This is a genomic window from Corynebacterium sp. KPL4035 (genome assembly GCF_037908325.1).
Lineage (GTDB): Bacteria > Actinomycetota > Actinomycetes > Mycobacteriales > Mycobacteriaceae > Corynebacterium > Corynebacterium kefirresidentii.
The window spans coordinates 20879-41499 of the sequence record NZ_JBBMGF010000005.1 but is presented as its reverse complement, the minus strand read 5'-3'; the positions used below and the strand labels follow the sequence as shown (position 1 = coordinate 41499).

Sequence of the window (20621 nt, the reverse complement as noted above, 5' to 3'; positions counted from 1 at the left end):
AATCCTGAATTCCTGTGCGATAATTTTTCTTATGAATGGCCACCTTCTGGTATCGATCTCCAGCATCTTTGATGACACACGGAAGCAGGCTAGCCGGCTCCTCTCGATCCTTGATCGAGAGGAGATTCCTGTTTCCCTGCTTATTGCCCCGCATATCGACGGCAACTGGCACCTTGCGAAAGATAAAGACACCAAAAGCTGGCTCCGAGACCAAGCCGATGCCGGCCGCATACTCATCCTCAACGGTTTCGACCGCTCGGTGCAGGGACGTCGTGCAGAGTTTGCGAATCTCGACTCCCACGAGGCAAAGCTGCGACTCGCGGGTGCGACCCGTCAGATGGCCAAGATCGGCTTCGAACCCACAATTTTCGCCCCGCCGCGCTGGCGCATGTCTCCCGGCACCCTGCAGGTATTGCCACAGTTTAAGTTTGAGGTGGCAGCCTCTACCCGCGGTGTTTTGCAGATCAATTCCGGCAAATTCCACCAGGCCCGTAACTTGTCCTTTGGCGAGGGCTTTGGCTCCGCTAAGTGGTGGCGCAAAAACATCATTCGTGCAGCAGAGCGGTCCGCGCAGCGCGGCAATACCGTTCGCCTGTCCGTGTCCGGCCGCAACCTAGATGACCGCAAGGTGATCCATGACTTCGTCAAAGCTGCCGACCGGGCTATTAACGCTGGGGCGACCCCTGCCGATTATGGCGCCTTCCTGCCAAATTAGGGAGCGCATTCCCTCGTCAGAGGTTCTGCGAACAAAAGTGGCGGGGATGGTTGGTGGTGTCTATGTCCGGTAGCACGATTTCGTCCATCTAAAACCCTGTTTCCGTCAACGGTTGTAGTGTTTTAGATGGACGAAATCGTTGAAATCGCAAAAATTAAGACCCCGCACGCTTCGGATTTCTCCGAAGCGAGCGGGGTCTGCGTCTGTGGGCGATTAGCGCTGCAGGCTGGTGATGAAGTTCTTTACTTCTTGCGGCAGCATGCCCCAGATCGGGGCCGGGATGGCCTTCTGGAGATTGCCGGTCACAGCGAGGAAGCCGGGGATGGCGACGAGGCCGGCGATAGCCGCGATGGCAGCGGCGATACCGGCGCCGACAGAGCTAGTGCTGGAGTTGGAACCGAAGCCAGGCTTACCGGGCTTTTCTGACGGCTTGTCCTCTGGCTTATCGGAAGGTTCATCGGAAGGCTTATCCGCCGGATCATCTGCAGGATCATCCGCAGGATCGTCTGGCTGGCCGGCGGAGTCGTCCGCACCGAGGGTGAAACCGACCTTGACTGGGTCATGGTCAGAGGCGCGGAACGGGGAGTCATCGTAGAAGTCGACGATATTGTAGTTGCGGCGGGAATACTCGAAGGCGACGGGTTCGTCGGCATTGATGTTCCAGACTTGGGCGTCGTCAAGCGTGCCGGTGGCTACCTTGTTTGCCAGCACGTGGTCCAAGGTGCCAAGCAGGCCGGAGAACTGGTAGGAGGGATCGGCACCATATTTTTCGGCGGGCACGGTAAAGCCATCGTTGCGGAAGACGTCGAGCGCGGTCTCGTGGGTATAGGTATTGAAATCGCCTAGGGCGAAAAGTGGCTTATCCTTCCAGTCTTCCTGCTTGTGGAGGGCATCGAGGACGGCCTGTGCCTGCGCGTTGCGCACGTTCGGGTTATTGCCCTGGCCATCGCCGGAATCGGCATCGCCCTTGGCCACCGAGCCCTTGGACTTGAAATGGTTGGCCACGGCAACGAAGGACTCCTCGCCCTCCTTTAGCGGTTGGAATTCCTGGGCAAGAGGCTCGCGGGCGGTGCCGGTGAAGCGATCGTCCTGGAAGATGCGGGACTCGCCGACAGGCTTCACCACATCCTTGTGGTAGATAAACGCGGTGCGGATGACATCCGGGGAGTCTGGTACGGCGTCCTTGGACGGGGAAGGAACGAAGGCCCACTTATCGGAGCCGGCGGCCTCATTGAGCTTTTCCGTCAGGTGCTTGAGTGCCTTATCGCGCTGGGCAAAGTCACCGGTGACAGCGTAGCCATCTTCGATTTCGGAAAGGCCGATGACATCGGCATCGAGGCCGTTGATGGCCGCGACAATCTTGCGTTCCTGGTCCGCGAGTGCGGATTGGGTATAGGCGCCGCGGGTCTTACCGCGATTGACGGTGACCTTATTGCCCTCGCGATCGGTGTAGGCGCTGCCGCCGAATTCCTCGCCCAGGGAGGTGAAGTAATTCAAAACGTTGAAGGCGCCGATGGTGTATTCGCCCTTGACGTCATCGATGGCGTGCAGCTCAGCCTCGCGGGAGTTCTCCCAAGAGATGGGCAGGTCTGCGCCCGCGGTGTTGCCGGTGACCGGGGTGGTGGGCTGGAAGCGCCATTGCTCATGAGAGAAGCCCACGATGACTGGGTGCTGGAAGGACACGGTATCGGTGGTGCGCAGGGATCTGATGGTCTGGGCATCATCCTGGGCGATATACGGCAGCGGGGTTTCCTGGTCGGTTTTGAGGTAATCGCGGGTGCGGCCATCGTCCAAGGTGACCAGTTTATCGGCGTTGTCCTTGGTCAGCTTCTGGATATCGGAATTGGGATCCGTGGAAGGGGGAAAGATATCGGAAGGCTGGCGGAAGGCCTCCTTGCCAGGGGCGAGACCGACTTCGCCGTACTGGTTGAGGGAGTAGTTATTGGTCACGGTGTGTTCTCCGGGCTGGATGAGCATGTGCTCGAAGGGCTCGCGGGCCTCGTTGCCATCGGGAAGCTGGTCCACCTTGAGCGGGGTGACCTTCTCTAGCGGGGTATCGAGCTGCGTGACCGCGGAGGCGGTGATTTGGGTGGAACCATAGAACTCGGAGACCTTGCCGGTGACCGCAACGGAATCCTCGAGGTCCGGGTACTGGTCGGCTGGCTTATCACCCATGTACGCGAAGAGGGCCTGGGAGGCATCGGTGGCCTCGGTGCCAGTACCACCGGTCTGAATAGTGAAGCCATTGAGTCCGCCTTCGGACCACACGCCGGTGACGACGCCCTCGGTGGCAACGGTCTGGTCCTTGAGCGGGGACTCAGCGCCGGTGCCTTGGATATCCGCGATGGCGGTGACGCCCTCGGGAGCAGGTTGCTCGGGCTCGGCCGGATTCTCAGGCTGCGGGGCAGGGGCCTCGTTACCGGAATTGGTCGGGGTAGGGGTGCCGGTGGTGAAGTCGGCGGCGTTGTCATCGCTATCGGTGCCCGCGGCGTCGCGGGAGGCGGACTTGGCATTGGACAGGCCAGCGGCGGCGGTGCCTTCCTTGAGGGAAGCGGCGCCGTAGCCGATGGCGTCGATGGGGGTACCGGTGGCGTCGGCAAGCTGCACGGAGCCCTTGGAGCCGGACATATTGAGGCTGCCCTCGGCATCTGGGGCAGGCAGGGCCTCGCCCGCGCCATTGCCGGCCGCGCCCTGCACCAGGAAGTAGCCGTGCGGGGCAATGGTGGCGGAAAGCCCCACCTTGCCGCCGGTGTTGCCGGAGGCGGAGAAGTACTCCACGGTGTATCCGGTCAGTTCAATTGGAGCATCGGTGGGGTTATAGAGCTCGATGAAGTCATGGGTGAAGGCAGCGCCCTTATTGCCGCCTCCCCCGTAGACCTCGGAGATGACGGCAGCGGAGCCATCGGTTGCGGCCGTGGCGGTAGGAACGGCAAGGGCGGCAGAAGACAAGGCGGTGGCAAGTGCCAGCGCGCCGAGGCGGCGAGAAGACATAGATTCAACCTTAAAAAGAGAGCGACAGTGTGCGTCGTCTATTAGTAGAGCACCGCGCCAGGCCAGGCGGGAGCGCACGCCGAAGTTTGCTAGAGCGTCGTTTGGGGTTCACGTAGAGTTTGCCCAACCGGGGTGAAACCCACACAGCGGGGGTGAGTCTAGGTAAAAGGCGGGGGTGCCAACTAGACTAAGCCGCGCAGACCAAAGCCCCATACAGTAAGGCAAATATTTCATGGCTCGTGTAGTTGTCAATGTCATGCCCAAGGCGGAGATTCTGGATCCGCAGGGCCAAGCCGTCGTCCGCGCGCTGGGTCGCATCGGGGTATCCGGTGTCAGCGATGTGCGCCAGGGAAAGCGCTTCGAAATCGAGGTCGACGACTCTGTAACCGCAGAGGACCTAGATAAGGTAGCCGCCACACTGCTGGCCAATACCGTCATCGAGGACTACGAGGTTGTTGGGCTGGAGGTCAAGTAAGTGACCGCCACAATCGGAGTAATCACTTTCCCCGGAACCCTGGATGATGTGGATGCCGCTCGCGCTGCCCGCACCGCCGGCGCAGAGGCGAAAAGCCTCTGGCACGCAGATACGGATCTGCACGGCGTGGATGCGGTCGTAGTGCCGGGCGGTTTTTCTTATGGTGACTACCTGCGCTCGGGTGCGATTTCCGCGCTCGCGCCGGTGATGCGGTCCGTTATCGATCGTGCGAAGCAGGGCATGCCGGTGCTTGGCATCTGCAATGGCTTCCAAATCCTTACCGAGGCGGGTCTGCTGCCGGGCGCGCTGACCCGCAATAAGGGCCTGCACTTCCACTGCACCGATACCTACCTCGAGGTGGCCAATTCCACCACCGCATGGACCAGCGAGTTTGAGCAGGGCCAGAAGATCCTGGTGCCCGCCAAGCACGGTGAGGGCCGCTTCCAGGCTGGTGATGATGATATCGCCCGCATCGAAGGCGAGGGCCGCGTGGTCTTCCGCTATACCGACAATTACAACGGCTCCGTCAACGGCATTGCCGGTGTGAGCGATGAGTCCGGCCGCATCGTCGGCCTAATGCCGCACCCCGAGCACGCCATTGACACGCTAACCGGCCCATCCACCGACGGACTGGGACTTTTCGTATCCGCCATCAAGGCCGTCGCCCAGGCGCCGGCGGTTTAAGGAGGCCATTTTCATGACCGTTCATAATGACACCGTAGAAAAGGCGCAGTCCACCCCGGACGAGCAGCAGCCCTACGCGGAACTCGGCCTGAAGGACGACGAGTACCAGCGCATCCACGATATTCTGGGCCGTCGCCCCACCGATGCGGAGCTGACCATGTACTCCGTCATGTGGTCGGAGCACTGCTCCTATAAGTCTTCCAAGACGCACCTGCGTTACTTTGGCGAGACCATGACCGAGGAGATGGGGGAGAAGATCCTCGCCGGCATCGGTGAGAACGCCGGCGTGGTGGATATCGGAGACGGCAACGCGGTGACCTTCCGCGTGGAGTCCCACAACCACCCCTCCTACGTGGAGCCTTACCAGGGTGCGGCCACCGGCGTGGGCGGCATCGTCCGCGACATTATGGCCATGGGCGCTCGCCCGATTGCCGTGATGGACCAGCTGCGCTTTGGGCCTGCCGACGCCCCCGATACCAAGCGCGTCCTTCCCGGCGTGGTCTCCGGCGTGGGTGGCTACGGCAACTCCCTGGGTCTGCCCAATATTGGTGGCGAGACCGTCTTTGATGAGACCTATGCCGGTAACCCGCTGGTCAATGCCCTGTGCGTGGGCACCCTCAAGGTGGAGGACCTGAAGCTGGCCTTTGCGTCCGGCAAGGGCAATAAGGTCATGCTCTTCGGCTCCCGCACCGGTTTGGACGGCATCGGCGGTGTTTCCGTGCTGGCCTCCGATACCTTCGAGGACGGCGCCGAGCGTAAGCTGCCGGCCGTACAGGTAGGTGATCCCTTCGCGGAGAAGGTGCTTATCGAGTGCTGCCTGGATCTCTACCACGCCGGCGTGGTCGTAGGTATCCAGGATCTCGGCGGTGCGGGCTTGGCCTGTGCTACCTCCGAGCTGGCTGCCTCCGGCGATGGCGGCATGGAGGTCAACCTCGATAATGTGCCGCTGCGCGCGCAGAATATGACCGCGGCCGAGATCCTCGCCTCCGAGTCCCAGGAGCGCATGTGCGCCGTTGTGTCTCCGGAGAACGTGGAGAAGTTCCGCGAAATCTGCGCGCACTGGGATGTCACCTGTGCTGAGATCGGCGAGGTCACCGAGGGTAATCACCTGGTCATCCGCCACCAGGGCGAGGTCGTCGTGGATGCCCCGGCCGGCACCATTGCGGATGAGGCTCCGGAGTATGACCGCCCGTATGCCCGCCCGGAGTGGCAGGACGAGCTGCAGAAGTACCAGGGCACCGACAAGCGCGGCTTGGTTGAGTCCCTGCAGAAGCTCGTGTCTTCTCCGGCGCTGTGCTCGCGCGATTTCATCATGAACCAGTATGACCGCTACGTGCGCGGCAATACCGTCCAGTCTCACCATGCGGATGCCGGCGTGCTGCGCATCGATGAGGAGACCGGCCGCGGCGTGGCCGTGTCCGCCGATGCATCCGGCCGCTACACCAAGCTGGATCCGAACATGGGCGCCCGCCTCGCGCTGGCGGAGGCCTACCGCAACGTGGCCGTCACCGGCGCCAAGCCTGTCGCGATTACCAACTGCCTAAACTACGGCTCCCCGGAGAACCCCGACGTTATGTGGCAGTTCCGCGAGTCAGTGCATGGGCTTGCCGACGCCGCCGTGGAGCTCTCCATCCCCGTTTCCGGCGGCAACGTCTCCTTCTACAACCAGACCGGCGAGGAGCCGATCCTGCCTACCCCGGTGGTGGGCGTGCTGGGCGTTATCGATGACGTGCACAAGGCCATTGGCAATGAGCTGGGCACCGTAGGTGAAAAGGAAGTTCTCATCGCCCTAGGTGAGACCAAGGACGAGTTCGGCGGCTCCATCTGGCAGCAGGTCAGCGCCGATACCTCCGAGGCTTCCTCCCTCAATGGCCTGCCGCCGCAGGTGGACATGGCCAACGAGAAGCGCCTGGCCGAGTTCTTCCACGGCAATGATTTGCTCACCGCGGCGCACGATATCTCCGAGGGCGGCCTTGCCGTCACCGCCTTTGAGATGGCAAAGCGCGCCGGTGCTACTGCCGACGGCGCCGGCCTCGGCCTCAACCTGGACCTCACCGCGGTCCACGAGGACGAGTTTGTCGCCGCTTTCTCCGAGTCCGCCTCCCGCGTACTCGTGGCCACCACCGCCGACCGCGCCGATCAAGTCCTCGCCCGCGCCGGCGAGCTAGGCATTCCTGCCGCCATCGTTGGCGAGACCACCGAAACCGGCGCCCTTACCCTCGGCGGCGAGTCCGTCGCCATCTCCCAGCTGGTCTCCGCCTGGTCCGCCACTCTGCCGGACCTCTTCGACCATGCCGTGGGTGCTAACTCCGTGGTGGAGTAAAAACTCCCGGCGTTGGACAAACGCAACTAAGCGACAATGCGGAAAGCCCGGCTTCGGCCGGGCTTTTTATGCTCGTTAGGAGCCGGGACAAAGGCTCGGCCTTATAGAGAACAGCGTCGGGACGAGTTCTTTTCAATCATTTTCCTTTCAGGCAACCTTTCCGTAACGTCAGCGGCCTACCGTGGGTGTGTCCCTCTTCAAGATATCCACTACTCATGGAAGCCAACGTCCAATGCGTATTCGTACTCTCGCTCTTATTGCCGCCGTTGCGTGTGCTGGTGTAACAGTGCCCGCCACCGCCGCCGAGAATGGTTCCTATTACTCCACCAAACAGCACTATGAACCGCAGGGGCGGGAGTACTCCGAAGCTCCCGCAGGATTCCGACAGATCTATACCTCCACGGTGGACCGGCATGGCTCGCGTGGTCTGTCTAGCTTTAAGTATGACGACCTCGCGCAGCAGATGCTGGAGTATGCTCAGGAGCGTGGTGAGCTCACGGATTTAGGAGAAAAGCTCATTCCGCAGGTAGAAGCGATGATTTCCGTGAATGAGGAATTGGCCGGTGGCGCCGGACAAGACGCCGGATACGGAAACCTCACCGCAGTTGGGCGGGAAGAACTGCGGGGGATTGGTCAGCGCAATGCGCAACGCAATGCTGAGCTTATGCACAGCATCGACAGGGACGACTCCAAGGTGAAATTCATCTCTTCGGGTGAGGACCGCGCTAATGACTCTGGTTGGAATTTCGGTGCGGCGTGGCTGAAGGAAGCTCCCACTCTTGCTGACAACCTCGTGGACGGAACCAACGATGGTCATGTCACCATCGAGCCACGCACTGACCTGATGTATGCGCATAAAGATAAGAAGTCACCGTCGTACGAAAAATATTCGGCGTGGAAAGACTCACCGCAGCTACAGGAAAAGATCCAGGAAGCTTATTCCAAGCCGGCCTCCCAAGAAGCATCGCAGGAGTTGCTGTCCAAGATTTTCACCTCGGATTTTATCGATGAGTTAAAAGATGGGTCCATTTCATTTAGCGCCCGTGAAAAGGATGGCAAGACAGTAGAAGGAATAGTGGACGCCGCGCTGCAGTTCTACAACCTGTACATCATTGCTCCAGCACTTGCTCATGAGAAGAAAACCCCTGCTGAGGGGTGGATATTTGATCAGTACATGGACGATGCGAGCGGGCCCACCTTTGCATACCTACTGGATGTAGAAGACTTCTATGAGAAGGGGCCGGCTATCGAGGGTCGCACTGTTTCTTACGACAATTATGAGCCACTGCTTGAGGAAATGATTGAGGGCGTACAGGAACGCGCGGCCGGTGGTGATATAGCTGCGGAATATAGGTTTGGTCACGCGGAAACCATCATTCCGCTCGCCGCATTGCTGAAAACGCCTGGCTCAGAGAATGGAGTTCCCGCAGGAGAGCTCTACACCTGGCAGAACTCGGATTGGCGTGGTGACGAGGTCTCCCCAATGGGAGCAAATATCCAGTGGGATGCCTTCCAGAATGACAATGGCGAGACCCTCGTGCGCATGCTGTACAACGAGAAGGAAATTCCCTTCAAGGAGGGGTGTGAGCCAATAAGTGAGGGCTCGACGTTTTATACCATCGATGAGCTGTCCGCTTGTCTGCCGCTTGGTTCTGTCTCTGACCACTCCCAAGCCCATATCGAGTCCACAGCGGACAGCGGGTACAAGCCACAAACAGGAAGTAGCGTTGCCTCTTCACAGCCGAAGATATGGGCGGTAGTTGGTGCCCTCTTCAGCGTACTGACTATTGCAGTTGGAACTGTGTACATTAACCGGCAGCAGATAGAAAGTCTGCTACATAAGTTCGGCATCCAACTTCCCTTTTAGTATCGGCAAGGTTTACTGAGTGGCCACTGCCGAGTTGATGCTGGGCGCTCTTGGCCTCTGTTATAGGTGTGGGGAGACGGGAACAATACACATTCATTCCGACTTATGTTCGGGATAGCGTGCCAGTGGCGTTGTAGGCGAGCTACACAGCCAGCTAAGCCGTATTTCTAACCTGCTTTGTCTTTGTCAAAGGCCAGGTAGGCTCCGCCACAACGAACTCTAAGCACCAGGGTCTACCCTGGCGGGCATGAAGGTTATCGCCCGGCTGCTCTCGATTCCGTTGACACTTATAGCAATGCTGGTGCTGTGGCTAGCGGTCTCGCCCTTTACCCCGCACATTTCATATTGGGGCGCTGGATCGCTCATCGGGCCGCAGTACATAGGGCCGCTGTTGCTGATCGCGCTGGTATTGGTGATCTTGGCGGCGCTGGGCGCGTTGGCCTCGCGCAGCTGCTACGTGCCAAGTGTGTTAGCTGGCATTGCCTTGGTAGCGAGCGTGGGTTTATTGGGAACACAGATTCATGCCGCAAAAGAGCAGGGAACCGACGTCGATATCCCGGCGGCCTTTACTTGGACCGGCGTTGAGAAGGCCGATGAAGGCCCGGATCATACGGTGACATATGACTCCTTCAACGGCGATGACCTCACCATGGATATCTACTCTCCGGAGACACACAGTATTCGCTCCGGCAGCAGCCATCCGCGCAAGCACCCGGTGATGATGTATGTCCACGGCGGCGGTTGGGACCAGATGACTAAGCGCTCCCAGGCTTTCAATATGCGGCAGATGGCCCAGCGTGGTTACCTCGTATTATCCATTGACTACACATTGTCTAGCTGGGAACAGCCCACGTGGAAGGTGGCGGCGGGGCAGGTGGGCTGCGCGATGAACTGGGTCAACGCCCATGCCGCAGATTATGGCGGCGACTCGGAGCGCTTCTTTACCTATGGTGAATCCGCCGGTGGGCAGTTGGTCCTGAATGCGACTGCCGATGTCGCCGCACACCCCAGCCAGCTGCCTTTCACCGACTGTTCCGGTACGCCGGCTGTTCCCAGCGCCGTCTATGCGGATTCACCGGCCTTGGATGTGCGCCACATTTATGATTCTGACGACCCCTATGCCGGGCAGGGCTCCCGCGATACCGTGGAGAAATACCTGGGTGGAACGCCTAAGGAATATCCAGACCGCGCGGACTTCGTGACTTCAGCTACGCATCTGACCTCGGATATGCCGCCTATCATGATCGTGCGCAGTGACCACGACCGGTTAGTTCCACCGGCTAGTTACGATGACTTTCGCCAGCGGGCGAAGGACAAAGGCGTAGAGCTTGAAGAGTACGTGCGCCCGCATGCCGATCATGCTTCCGCCTTGAGCGCACACGGCGTATGGAACCAGCACCTGTTGCAGGCTATGACTGAATTCTTTCAAGCCAATGACTTAGAAGATGACCTATAAGGGAAGGATCCTAAACGCTCGGTGCTAAATTGACCAGAGTTAGGCGGCGTAAGCCAGTGGATGGCTGGCAGGTCAGGCATAATGCTTTATGTCAAAATTCTCCGAGGTACTGGATCAGCTGCGCGAAAACCAACCAAAGGCGAAGTACGGCATCGCCTTTGAAAAGCTCATGGTGAATTTTTTCCGTACCGATCCGACTTTGAGAACGCAATTTGATGAGGTCAGCCGCTGGGTTGATTGGCGCTATAACGGCGGCAAGGCGGATACGGGAATTGACTTGGTTGCCCGCCGCGTGGATGACGGCACGTGGATGGCCATCCAGTGCAAGTTCTACGCTTCCAATGCTCGCATCCAGAAATCTCATCTCGATTCCTTCTTTGAGGCCTCAGGGCATTCCTTTGAGACCGAAAACGGCAGCGAATATTTTGGCAGCCGCATGATTATCTCCACCACGGATCATTGGTCTTCACATGCGGAAGCGGCGTTGGCCAATCAGATGATTCCCACCAGCCGCATCGGCATTTCGACCATTGCCGAGTCCCCGATCAACTGGGACGTGGCGTTCCCGGGCTCTGAGGTCCGGGACAAAAATATCCAAATCAACCTTTCGCAGCGCGAAACCTTTGAACCACGCCCGCACCAGCAAACGGCCATTGATAAGGCCATTGAAGGATTTAAGACCCATGACCGCGGCAAGCTCATCATGGCCTGCGGTACCGGCAAGACCTTCACCGCGCTGCGCCTGGCGGAGCGCGTCGCAGAAGAGAATGGTGGCAAAGCCCGCATTCTGTTCCTCGTTCCTTCCATCTCCTTGTTATCGCAGACACTAAAGGAGTGGACCGCTCAAGGCCGCCTAGACATGCGTGCCTTCGCGGTGTGCTCGGATTCAAAGGTCTCAAAGAAGGCGGAGGACATTGCGGTCTATGACCTCGAGGTTCCAGTATCTACGGACGGTGAGGAGATTACTCAGCGCTTTGCTTCAGGCAAGCGCGCTAAGGGCCTCAATATCGTCTTTTCTACGTACCAGTCCCTGCCGGCGGTCCACGAGGCACAGCAGCAGGGTCTAGATGATTTTGATTTGGTCATCTGCGATGAGGCCCACCGCACCACCGGCATCACCTTGGCTGGTGAAGATGCCAGCAACTTTGTACGCATCCATGATGCTGGCTATATCAGGGCGGCAAAGCGTCTTTATATGACCGCCACGCCAAGGCTTTATGACGACGCGGTAAAGGGCAAGGCCGCTGAGCACTCCGCCGAGCTGACCTCCATGGATGATGAGGGCATCTACGGCCCCGAGTTCTACCGCCTTGGCTTTGGTGAGGCCGTGGACAAGGGCTTATTGACTGATTACAAGGTTCTTGTCATGACGGTTGATGAGTCAGTGGCTGCGGAAGCGATGGCCCGCAGCGACGACAACCAGATAAACCTCACCACGGCTTCGGCGATGATCGGTGCCTGGAATGGTTTGGCCAAGCGCTCTGGTGAATTGCAGGGGAAAAAAGGCGGCTTTGAGGAAAACGCCCAGCCTATGCAGCGCGCTGTGGCCTTTGCCAAGGACATTAAGTCCTCACAGCTCATCGCTGATACCTATCCTTCGCTCATTGCCACCCACCAAGAGCTGCTCAAGGATAAGGCAGTGCTGAACGATGTCTCCTTGACCAACGTTGATCTGCGCGTTGCTGCACAGCACGTTGATGGTGGTATGAACGCCATGGAGCGTGGCACCAAGCTTTCCTGGATCGAATCCCCGGCGGATGAAAACGAAAGCCGCATGCTTACCAATGCCCGCTGCCTGTCCGAGGGTGTGGATGTGCCGGCGTTGGATGCGGTCGTATTCTTTAACCCACGCAACTCCATGGTGGACGTGGTTCAGTCCGTTGGTCGCGTAATGCGTAAATCTGCGGGCAAGGATTACGGTTACATCATCTTGCCGGTGGCGGTGCCACCGAATGTTTCGCCTTCGGAAGCGCTCAACGATAATCAGCGCTTCAAAGTGGTGTGGCAGATCCTCAACGCGCTGCGCGCCCACGATGATCGCTTTAACGCCAAGGTGAATTCGATTGCGCTTAACGGAGCGAATGCGCAAGATGAACTGCCCATTGACGTCAACCACGTGTCTGGTGACAAAGAGAAAAACGATAAAGAAAAGCTTGATGGGGCGGATAACACCAAGTCCCCTGAGGCATTCGACGATTCTACGGCCATGACGCAGCAGATTGCATTGTTCTCGTTAGAGCAATGGCAAGAGGCTATCTATACCAAGTTGGTGGATAAGGTGGGCACCCGCACCTACTGGGAAGATTGGGCCGATGACGTGGCCACCATCGCGGAGAACCAGATCACCCGCATCAAGACGCTACTCGATGGCGCCGATGGAAGCCTGCGCACAGAATTCGACAGCTTTGTCGAAGGCCTGCGCAATAACCTCAACGATGGCATCACCGACGACGATGCCATCTCGATGCTCTCTCAGCATCTCATCACCGCACCGGTATTTAACGCATTGTTTGAAAACCATGACTTCATCACCCATAACCCCGTGGCTCAGGTCATGGAGAAGATGGTCAACGCCTTGTCCAAAGCGAACCTTGATACCGAGACCGAATCCCTGGAGAAGTTTTACGAGTCCGTACGCGTCCGCGCCTCTGAGGTGACCTCCGCGTCCGGTAAGCAACAGGTGATTAAGGAGCTGTACGAGCGTTTCTTCCGCAAGGCCTTCAAGAAACAAGCTGAGGCGCTCGGCATCGTCTACACCCCAGTCGAAATCGTGGACTTCATCCTGCGCGCGGCCGATGAGGTCTCCCAGAAGCACTTTGGTAGGGGCCTGAGCGATGAAGGCGTAAGCATCCTCGATCCCTTCGCAGGTACTTCGACGTTTATGGTCCGCTTGCTGCAATCGGGCCTCATCAAGCCGGAGGACCTTGCCCGTAAGTATGCCAACGAGCTTTTTGCCACCGAGATCATGCTGCTGGCCTACTACGTCTCCGCCGTCAACATTGAGACCACCTATAACGCCCTGCGCGAGGAAGCCGCGCAGCGCAACGGGGAACCAATTCCGGATTACGTACCCTTTACCAACATCGCTCTAGCGGATACCTTCCAAATCCACGAGGAAGGCGACATTCCGGACCTTAACGTCTTCCGCGAAAACAACGCCACCATTGAGCGCCAAAAGAATGCGCCCATCAACGTAGTAATTGGAAACCCGCCGTATTCAGCAGGACAGAAGTCCGCTAATGACCTGAACGCCAACCAGAAATACCCGAGCCTGGATAAGCGCATTGCGGAAACCTACGCGGAGAAGTCTACGGCCCAGTTGAAGAACTCCTTGTATGACTCGTACCTGCGCGCTTTTAGGTGGGCCACCGACCGCATCGGCGACCAGGGCGTAGTAGCCTTCGTGTCCAATGGCGGATGGATAGACGGCAACACTGGCGACGGTGTGCGCTTATCGATGGCTGAGGACTTCACTGACCTTTATGTCGTTAACCTTCGAGGGAATCAACGTACCGCAGGTGAGCAATCACGAAAGGAAGGCGGCAAAGTCTTCGGATCTGGTTCCCGCAGTACTGTAGCTATAACGGTCTGTGTTAAAGATCCAACAAAGTCAGGTTTCGCGCTGCACTACCGTGACATCGGCGACTATCTCACCGCCGAGGAGAAGCTTAGTATCGTCGAATCTTCCTCAATTGAAACCACTGACTGGCGATCCATTACACCAAACAAAGAAGGTGACTGGCTAAACCAGCGCTCTGAAGAGTTCGAAGGGTGGCCGGTTATTGGTGAGAGGAAGAATGGCTCAACCAAATTTTTCAATGAATTTTCGGCAGGCCTGAAAACTAACCGGGATGCTTGGGCTTATCAATTTTCTAGAGCGAAGCTTAGCCGTAATGTGTATACATCAATGATTGCATTCAATGAAGCTGTTGACGAAAGTTCCTTTGATCAAAAAACATAAAGTGGTCCTCGAAATTTGATGCAATGAAACGCCGAGCAGCGCAGATGAGGTTTTCAGCTCAGTCCATACGTATTGCTCAATACCGCCCTTATTCAAAAGAGTATGTCTATTATTCTTCAGAATACAATGATCGGTTGGGGCGATTGCCGTCAATGTTTCCGACTCCAATACACAGCAACATCGGGTTCTCAATCGCCGGACCTTATCCAAACGTTGCGGGCAGTCTGTTGGCAACAACTCTGCTTCCGGATTTGAACGTGTTCACTGCGAGTCAATTCTTTCCCCGCTTCACCTGGTCCGCCGTCGAGGCCGACGACGGAGGACTGTTTAGTGAGGGGGACGTCGTCAAGCAGAGCGAATCCAGCATCTATGGCAAGGTCGGTGAGGTTGTTGATGGGTACGTGCGCGTGGACAACATCACTGATGAGATTAAGGCGCTGTATCGGGAGGCGTTGGGCGCTGATGTCACGGGTGACGACATCTTCCACTTTGTCTACGGCAAGCTGCATGATCCTGGTTATCGCACGAAGTATGCGGCGGATTTGAAGAAGATGCTGCCGCATATTGAGACGCCGTCGTCGCGTGCGGAGTTCGACAAGTTTGCTGCGGCGGGCAAAGAGCTAATGGACTTGCACGTGAACTATGAATCCGTGGAGCCGTGGCCGCTGGATATTCAGGTCAAGGGTGATGAGTCCGACCGTGAGACGTGGCGCGTGCTCAAGATGAAGTGGGCCAAGCGCAAGGACGCGGAGACGGGCAAGAATGTCAATGACGTGACGAAGTTGATCTACAACAAACGCGTGACTATCGCTGGCATTCCTGCGGAGGCAGATGAGTACATGCTGGGTTCGCGCTCAGCGGTGGCGTGGTTGATTGACCGTTACCAGGTCAAAAAAGATAAGGCCTCCGGCATTGTCAATGACCCGAATGATTGGGCCGATGAGGTGGGCAATCCGCGCTACATCGTGGACCTAATTGGCAAGGTTACTCGCGTGGCGATGGAGACGGTGCGCATTGTTGATGGGCTGGTAGAGGAAGGCTCGGCTGCGGAAAGTTAGCAGCATTTGAGGCGATTTTCCTTGAAGCCCTCCGGCCACGCCCGTAGACTTACGGTATCGTAAGTTTCTTATTGGGGTTGGTTGCGGCTAGCAGAAGGGAAGTACCTCGTGGCACAGATGCATGCAGATAGCGCGCCGGGGCCGGGTCTTGTCCAGCGAACCTATTGGATGGCAGATCGTGGCCCGAGGCCGCTTAGCCATGGTTGGGGGCATGCAATAGCGGCGCTATTGTCGGTGATTGCCTCCACCGTGCTCATTACCTATGCATGGATGACGCTGCACTGGTGGCAAGGGCTTGGCGTGACTGTCTACGGCGTGGGGCTGGTGGGGCTTTTTGGTGTCTCAGCGCTCTATCACCGCTACCCGTGGGCGAGCGCGCGTGCGGTGCAGTGGTGGCGGCGAGCGGACCACGCGACCATCTCGGTATTTATTGCCGCGACATATACGCCGCTGTGCCTCATCGTGTTATCGCCGGTGCAAGCGGCATGGATGCTAGGCGTTGCCTGGGCAGGGGCGATTCTTGGCGTGATTTTGAACCTGGTATGGATTAGTCATCCGCGCTGGTTAGACGTGGTGGTCTACCTAGCGCTGGGATGGCTGGTGCTGCCGCTTCTGCCCACACTGTGGACGCAGGCGGGGGCCGCGGTGATCTGGCTGCTCTTTGCCGGCGGCGTGGTGTACTCGCTAGGTGCCCTGGTCTATGGCTTTAAATGGCCCGGGCGCAATGCGCGCTACTACGGCTACCATGAGCACTTCCACACCGCGACCATCGCGGCCGCGGTGGTGCACCTCGTGGCGGTGTGGATGGTCGTAGTCCAAGGCGCTGCTTAGTCAGCGTCAGGGAAAAGCTCCGCGGGATCGGTATCGGTCGTAATCGCGGCGGCAAGCAGCATACGGGCTTGGGGAGCGCGCAGGGTGCCAGAGGAGATAACGCCGGCGTCGGCAAGCGTGGCACCGCCACCGGCCCCGCCGTAGATTCCCTCCACTGGGCCGTGATCCACGCGGGTGGTGAGCACCACCGGAACCTTCTTGGCCGCGGCCTGAGCAGCCTGGGCTAGCTCGTCGCCAATATTGCCGGCGCCCATGCCCTCAATGACGATGCCTTCGGCGCCGCTGTCCAAGGAACGCTGGATGAGATCAGCCGGCGCGCCGGGGTAGGCGGCGATAATATCGACGCGGGTATTGCCCAGTGGCTTAAACTTCAGAGCCTTCGGGCGCTGAGGCTGCTTCTCGCCATTGTTATTGGCAAAGCCATCGGCTTTGGACGTATCGGACTTGAAAGCGCCGCGGGCAGGAATGACCTGATCCGCAAAGGCGATAAACGTGCCGCGGCCCCTATTGGCGGGATCGGTGACGGTCTTCACCGCGAGCGCCAAGTTATCCGGGCCATCTGGATTCGGATCATCAAAGGGGCGCATTGCACCGGTTAAGGCCACCGGCTTCTCACTGTCTTGGAAGGTATCGACAGCGATGGCGGTCTCTTCCATGGAATCGGTGCCATGGGTTACCACAACACCATCGACATCATCGCGACGCAGTTCCTTGTTTACGGCCGTGATAATGCTATCGGTATCGTCCAAGGTCATCGCGGAAGAATCCAGCTTAGCAATGTCTTTGACCTCTAACGTGAGTTTGTTGTTATCAAAGGTGTCAGAAAGCGGTTCCACCAACTTGGAGCCAGTAACGGTAGGCACCACCGCGCCAGTCTTATCGTGTGTACTGGCGATAGTGCCGCCGGTAGAAAGGACCACCACGTGTCCCTCGGCGGTGGCGCGTGGGCCCTCGCTTTCCGTGGCGGAGGTTTCGGTTGCTTCTGTGGTCGCGGGCTCAGAACTGGTGGGGCTGTGCGAGGCGGAAGACTCGGGTGTGGTGGCCGAAGTTTCGTCCGCTGGGCGGTTATCCGGATTCTGGCAGGACGCCAAGAGGCAGGCCGAAGCTATCAGGGCAAGGCCGGTGCGTACCGACCGGCGCAAAGTTGGGGTGTGCATATTCCCTCGTTTCTGTGTGGATATAAGAGCAGACGGCAGGAAACGTCGTCTGCGTATAAGTCCATCTAAAGCAGAAAGAAGGCGTGTTCGCCGCCCACTATGGACTTATTAACACCGAAACGAGGGGAGAGCAGTTAATCGATGTGCTGATTTGTCGGCGCCACCACCAAAGGTTTTGGCGAGTACTTGGCGCGTAGCTCGCGCAGCACGGTGGCGTGCTCGGCCAAGCGCTTATCTTCCTCGGTATGCGGATGGAAGGGGCGGGCCACCTGTGGCTGACCATCATGATCGAGGGCGATATAGGCCACGGTGGCATGGATGGCGGTTTGCAAGTGCTCACGGCCGCCGCGGGGGTTGCCGGAGCGGACGTGGATGGACATCTGCATCGAGCGGGTATCGGTACGCATCATGCGGGCGTCGACCTCGATGAGGTCGCCGATGGAAATCGGGCGGTAGAAGCGGATGCCACCGGCATAGACAGCTACGGTGCGCTCGGCGGACCACTCCATGGTGCAGGCCGCACCGGCCTCATCGATCCATTGCATGGCGGTGCCGCCGTGGACCTTGCCGCCCCAGTTGACGTCGGTGGGCTTGGCTAGGAAGCGGTTGACCATGCGCGGGGCATCGGAAGGCCCGTCATAGGTTTGCTCTTCCATCTCCGCCTCGATGGCCTTGCGCAGCTCAATGCGGGACTTGGCTGCTTCTTCTACGCGGCACTGTTCATCGGTTTCCGGCACGAAGGGCGGAACTGGGGTGGACTTGCCAGTGGCAGGGTCCTTGGCTACGAAGATGACCAGGCAATCGCAGGCGCGAGTGAAGATGCCTTCGCGCGGGTCAGCCGAAAGCACCTCATTGACGATGTGCATGGAAGACCGGCCGGTCATGGCGATGCGCGAGCGTACCTCCACGATGTGCCCGGAGGGGATCGGCCGAGTGAAATGGATATGGCCCACGTATGCGGTCACGCAGTATTGGCCGGACCACTGCACGGCGCAGGCATAGGCGGCCTTATCAATCCATTCCAGGACGCGTCCGCCGCTGATGCCGGGGGCGCCGGCCATGGTGACGTCGGTTGGCGATGCCATAAAGCGCAGCGTCAGCGCCGGCGATTTCTGATTTTCCGCAACGGAAGGCGTAGGTGACATAAACAACAAGATAACAGTAGTTATGATGTAGCTATGAAAAAGCCCGTCGATCCCGCTGCCACCCGCGCGGCCGTCATGGCCATCAAAGACTGGATTGCCGCCCCGGCGGAGCATGATAAGCCAGGTAGGACCCTGCTTGCCGACGCCGTCCGGCGCACCGCTCGCACCCTCGAAGCCGACGCGCCGGGTCACTCCGTGGAGCTGCGCGTACCCCCATTTGTTGCGGTGCAATGCATTGAGGGACCCCGCCATACCCGCGGCACCCCACCCAATGTGGTGGAGACTGATCCGGAAACCTGGCTGCGCCTTGCCACCGGATTGGCGGACTGGGAAGAGGCCGTAGGCACTGGTAGCGTGGATGCTTCCGGCTCCCGCGCGGGCGAAATCGCGCAGTGGTTGCCGCTCATTCCGTTAGTTTCCGGCGGCGCGACAGGCTAATATAAACGCCGTGGTAGAAGTACATACTCCTAGTATCACCAATCTTGACGATCACAACGAGCAGGAGCCCCGCGAAGAATGCGGCGTCTACGGCGTTTGGGCTCCCGGGGAGGAAGTCTCCAAGCTGACCTACTTCGGGCTCTTCGCCCTGCAACACCGTGGCCAGGAGGCCGCCGGCATCGCGGTGGGCGATGATGACCGCATCGTCGTATTCAAAGACATGGGCCTGGTGGCCAATATCTTTGATGAATCCACCCTGTCTGCCCTCCAAGGAAACGTAGCGGTGGGGCACACGCGCTATTCCACCGCCGGCGGCAAGGAATGGTCCAACGTGCAGCCCATGTTTTCTACCTCCTCCACCGGGGTAGATATTGCCCTTGGGCACAATGGCAATCTGGTCAACTATCTGGAGCTGCGCGAGGAGGCCGTGCAACGCGGCCTCATCAAGCCGCATGAGGAATCCGTTTCTGACTCCATGTGCTTGTCCATACTGCTTGCCGACGGCGTGGATGAAGACACCTCCGTCTTTGACTCCGCCCGCGATCTGCTGCCGCGCGTTAAGGGCGCGTTCTGCTTGACCTTTACTGACGGGCACACCATGTACGCCGCCCGTGACCCGCACGGTGTGCGCCCGCTTGTCCTTGGCCGCCTGGCCAAGGGCTGGGTCGTGGCCTCCGAAACCTGTGCGCTCGATATCTGCGGCGCCCAGTTCATCCGCGAGATTGAGCCTGGTGAACTCGTCGCCATCGATGAGGCTGGCATCCGCTCCGTAAACTTCGCGCCGGCCAAGCGTCACGGCTGCGTCTTCGAATACGTCTATCTGGCTCGTCCGGATAGCGATATCAAGGGTCGCTCCGTGAATGCCTCCCGCGTGGACATCGGGCGCCGCCTAGCCCGCGAGTACCCCGCAGAGGGTGCGGACCTCGTCATCCCGGTCCCGGAATCCGGAAACCCCGCCGCCGTGGGCTACGCCCGCGAATCTGGCATTACCTTCGCTCACGGTTTGGTCAAAAACGCCTACGTGGGCCGCACCTTTATCCAGCCGACTCAGACCCTGCGCCAGTTGGGCATCCGCTTGAAACTCAACCCGCTGCGCGAGGTCATCAACGGCAAGAAGCTGGTCGTGGTGGATGATTCCATCGTGCGCGGAAATACCCAGCGCGCGCTCATTCGCATGCTGCGCGAGGCCGGTGCCGCCGAGGTGCACGTGCGCATCGCCTCCCCACCGGTGAAGTGGCCGTGCTTCTACGGCATTGACTTCGCCTCCCCAGGCGAGCTGATTGCCAATGCCAGCCCCTCCGACGATCCGGAAACCGTCTGCGCCACTATCTGCGACACCATCGGCGCCGATTCCCTGGGCTTTGTCTCCGTTGAAGAGATGGTGGCCGCCACCGAGCAGCCCCGTTCCGAGCTGTGCACCGCCTGCTTCACGGGCGAGTACCCCCTCGGCCTGCCCGCCGGAAACTCCAATGCAGACGCCGTGCGCACCCTGCTCGGCACCAAATAACAAAGGACTTTTG

At 59.0% G+C, this 20621-nt stretch carries 14 protein-coding genes; 11 read left to right on the top strand and 3 right to left on the bottom strand.

Going from position 1 to position 20621, the window contains the following annotated elements; genetic code table 11:
- Nucleotides 1-31 precede the first annotated feature (31 nt).
- Entirely contained in the window at nt 32-715 is a 684-nt protein-coding gene (locus WMP96_RS06220) for a DUF2334 domain-containing protein (RefSeq protein WP_023019880.1), read from the top strand.
- A 213-nt stretch (nt 716-928) separates the two neighbouring features.
- On the opposite strand, the gene WMP96_RS06215 is transcribed toward WMP96_RS06220, so the two are convergent.
- Nucleotides 929-3706 carry an ExeM/NucH family extracellular endonuclease gene (locus tag WMP96_RS06215; protein ID WP_340432419.1) on the bottom strand — a complete coding sequence of 926 codons (2778 nt, stop codon included), beginning with the start codon at nt 3704-3706 and terminating at the stop codon, nt 929-931.
- A 232-nt stretch (nt 3707-3938) separates the two neighbouring features.
- Here WMP96_RS06215 and purS point away from each other — a divergent pair, with 232 nt between their 5' ends.
- The 8 genes from purS to trhA all read left to right on the top strand — a co-directional run bounded on the left by purS (nt 3939) and on the right by trhA (nt 16361).
- Nucleotides 3939-4181, top strand: a complete 243-nt coding sequence (purS, locus tag WMP96_RS06210) for a phosphoribosylformylglycinamidine synthase subunit PurS (protein WP_049360085.1) — start codon at nt 3939-3941, stop codon at nt 4179-4181.
- Complete coding sequence (purQ, locus tag WMP96_RS06205; protein WP_301716360.1) at nt 4182-4865, top strand: phosphoribosylformylglycinamidine synthase subunit PurQ; 684 nt, start codon at nt 4182-4184, stop codon at nt 4863-4865. It abuts the gene before it with no gap.
- Nucleotides 4866-4878: 13 nt separating this feature from the next.
- Nucleotides 4879-7188, top strand: a complete 2310-nt coding sequence (gene purL / locus WMP96_RS06200) for a phosphoribosylformylglycinamidine synthase subunit PurL (RefSeq protein WP_301716359.1) — start codon at nt 4879-4881, stop codon at nt 7186-7188.
- Between the two features lie 232 nt (nt 7189-7420).
- Nucleotides 7421-9055: a histidine-type phosphatase gene (locus WMP96_RS06195; RefSeq protein ID WP_301716358.1), complete on the top strand. Its 1635-nt coding sequence runs from the start codon at nt 7421-7423 to the stop codon at nt 9053-9055.
- 247 nt (nt 9056-9302) lie between these two features.
- Complete coding sequence (locus WMP96_RS06190; protein WP_200288664.1) at nt 9303-10511, top strand: alpha/beta hydrolase; 1209 nt, start codon at nt 9303-9305, stop codon at nt 10509-10511.
- 88 nt (nt 10512-10599) lie between these two features.
- Entirely contained in the window at nt 10600-14472 is a 3873-nt protein-coding gene (locus WMP96_RS06185) for a restriction endonuclease (protein WP_445292944.1), read from the top strand.
- A gap of 23 nt (nt 14473-14495) precedes the next feature.
- Nucleotides 14496-15530: a type ISP restriction/modification enzyme gene (locus WMP96_RS11740; RefSeq protein WP_436407013.1), complete on the top strand. Its 1035-nt coding sequence runs from the start codon at nt 14496-14498 to the stop codon at nt 15528-15530.
- A 117-nt stretch (nt 15531-15647) separates the two neighbouring features.
- Nucleotides 15648-16361, top strand: coding sequence for a PAQR family membrane homeostasis protein TrhA (gene trhA, locus WMP96_RS06180; RefSeq protein ID WP_340432510.1), 714 nt, complete (start codon nt 15648-15650; stop codon nt 16359-16361).
- Here trhA and WMP96_RS06175 read toward each other — a convergent pair.
- Both WMP96_RS06175 and WMP96_RS06170 read right to left on the bottom strand, forming a co-directional pair.
- On the bottom strand, nt 16358-17518 hold the full coding sequence (locus WMP96_RS06175) for an asparaginase (RefSeq protein ID WP_301716356.1): 1161 nt from the start codon (nt 17516-17518) through the stop codon (nt 16358-16360). The genes trhA and WMP96_RS06175 overlap by 4 nt on opposite strands.
- A 134-nt stretch (nt 17519-17652) precedes the next feature.
- Complete coding sequence (locus WMP96_RS06170; protein ID WP_239205537.1) at nt 17653-18663, bottom strand: acyl-CoA thioesterase; 1011 nt, start codon at nt 18661-18663, stop codon at nt 17653-17655.
- Between the two features lie 33 nt (nt 18664-18696).
- Here WMP96_RS06170 and WMP96_RS06165 point away from each other — a divergent pair, with 33 nt between their 5' ends.
- Together WMP96_RS06165 and purF are read left to right on the top strand one after the other, a co-directional pair.
- Nucleotides 18697-19101, top strand: a complete 405-nt coding sequence (locus WMP96_RS06165; protein ID WP_301716355.1) for a sterol carrier family protein — start codon at nt 18697-18699, stop codon at nt 19099-19101.
- Nucleotides 19102-19111: 10 nt separating this feature from the next.
- Nucleotides 19112-20608: an amidophosphoribosyltransferase gene (gene purF, locus WMP96_RS06160; protein ID WP_301716354.1), complete on the top strand. Its 1497-nt coding sequence runs from the start codon at nt 19112-19114 to the stop codon at nt 20606-20608.
- Nucleotides 20609-20621 lie beyond the last annotated feature (13 nt).

Excerpts from the sequence above, each read along its gene's own strand:
- purS (WP_049360085.1), top strand. The coding sequence starts at position 3,939 with ATGGCTCGTGTAGTTGTCAATGTCATGCCCAAGGCGGAGATTCTGGAT.
- WMP96_RS06215 (WP_340432419.1), bottom strand. The coding sequence starts at position 3,706 with ATGTCTTCTCGCCGCCTCGGCGCGCTGGCACTTGCCACCGCCTTGTCT.
- WMP96_RS06185 (WP_445292944.1), top strand. The coding sequence starts at position 10,600 with ATGTCAAAATTCTCCGAGGTACTGGATCAGCTGCGCGAAAACCAACCA.
- trhA (WP_340432510.1), top strand. The coding sequence starts at position 15,648 with ATGCATGCAGATAGCGCGCCGGGGCCGGGTCTTGTCCAGCGAACCTAT.
- purL (WP_301716359.1), top strand. The coding sequence starts at position 4,879 with ATGACCGTTCATAATGACACCGTAGAAAAGGCGCAGTCCACCCCGGAC.
- WMP96_RS06190 (WP_200288664.1), top strand. The coding sequence starts at position 9,303 with ATGAAGGTTATCGCCCGGCTGCTCTCGATTCCGTTGACACTTATAGCA.
- WMP96_RS06165 (WP_301716355.1), top strand. The coding sequence starts at position 18,697 with ATGAAAAAGCCCGTCGATCCCGCTGCCACCCGCGCGGCCGTCATGGCC.
- WMP96_RS06175 (WP_301716356.1), bottom strand. The coding sequence starts at position 17,518 with ATGCACACCCCAACTTTGCGCCGGTCGGTACGCACCGGCCTTGCCCTG.
- WMP96_RS06170 (WP_239205537.1), bottom strand. The coding sequence starts at position 18,663 with ATGTCACCTACGCCTTCCGTTGCGGAAAATCAGAAATCGCCGGCGCTG.
- WMP96_RS11740 (WP_436407013.1), top strand. The coding sequence starts at position 14,496 with ATGAAACGCCGAGCAGCGCAGATGAGGTTTTCAGCTCAGTCCATACGT.
- WMP96_RS06195 (WP_301716358.1), top strand. The coding sequence starts at position 7,421 with ATGCGTATTCGTACTCTCGCTCTTATTGCCGCCGTTGCGTGTGCTGGT.
- WMP96_RS06220 (WP_023019880.1), top strand. The coding sequence starts at position 32 with ATGAATGGCCACCTTCTGGTATCGATCTCCAGCATCTTTGATGACACA.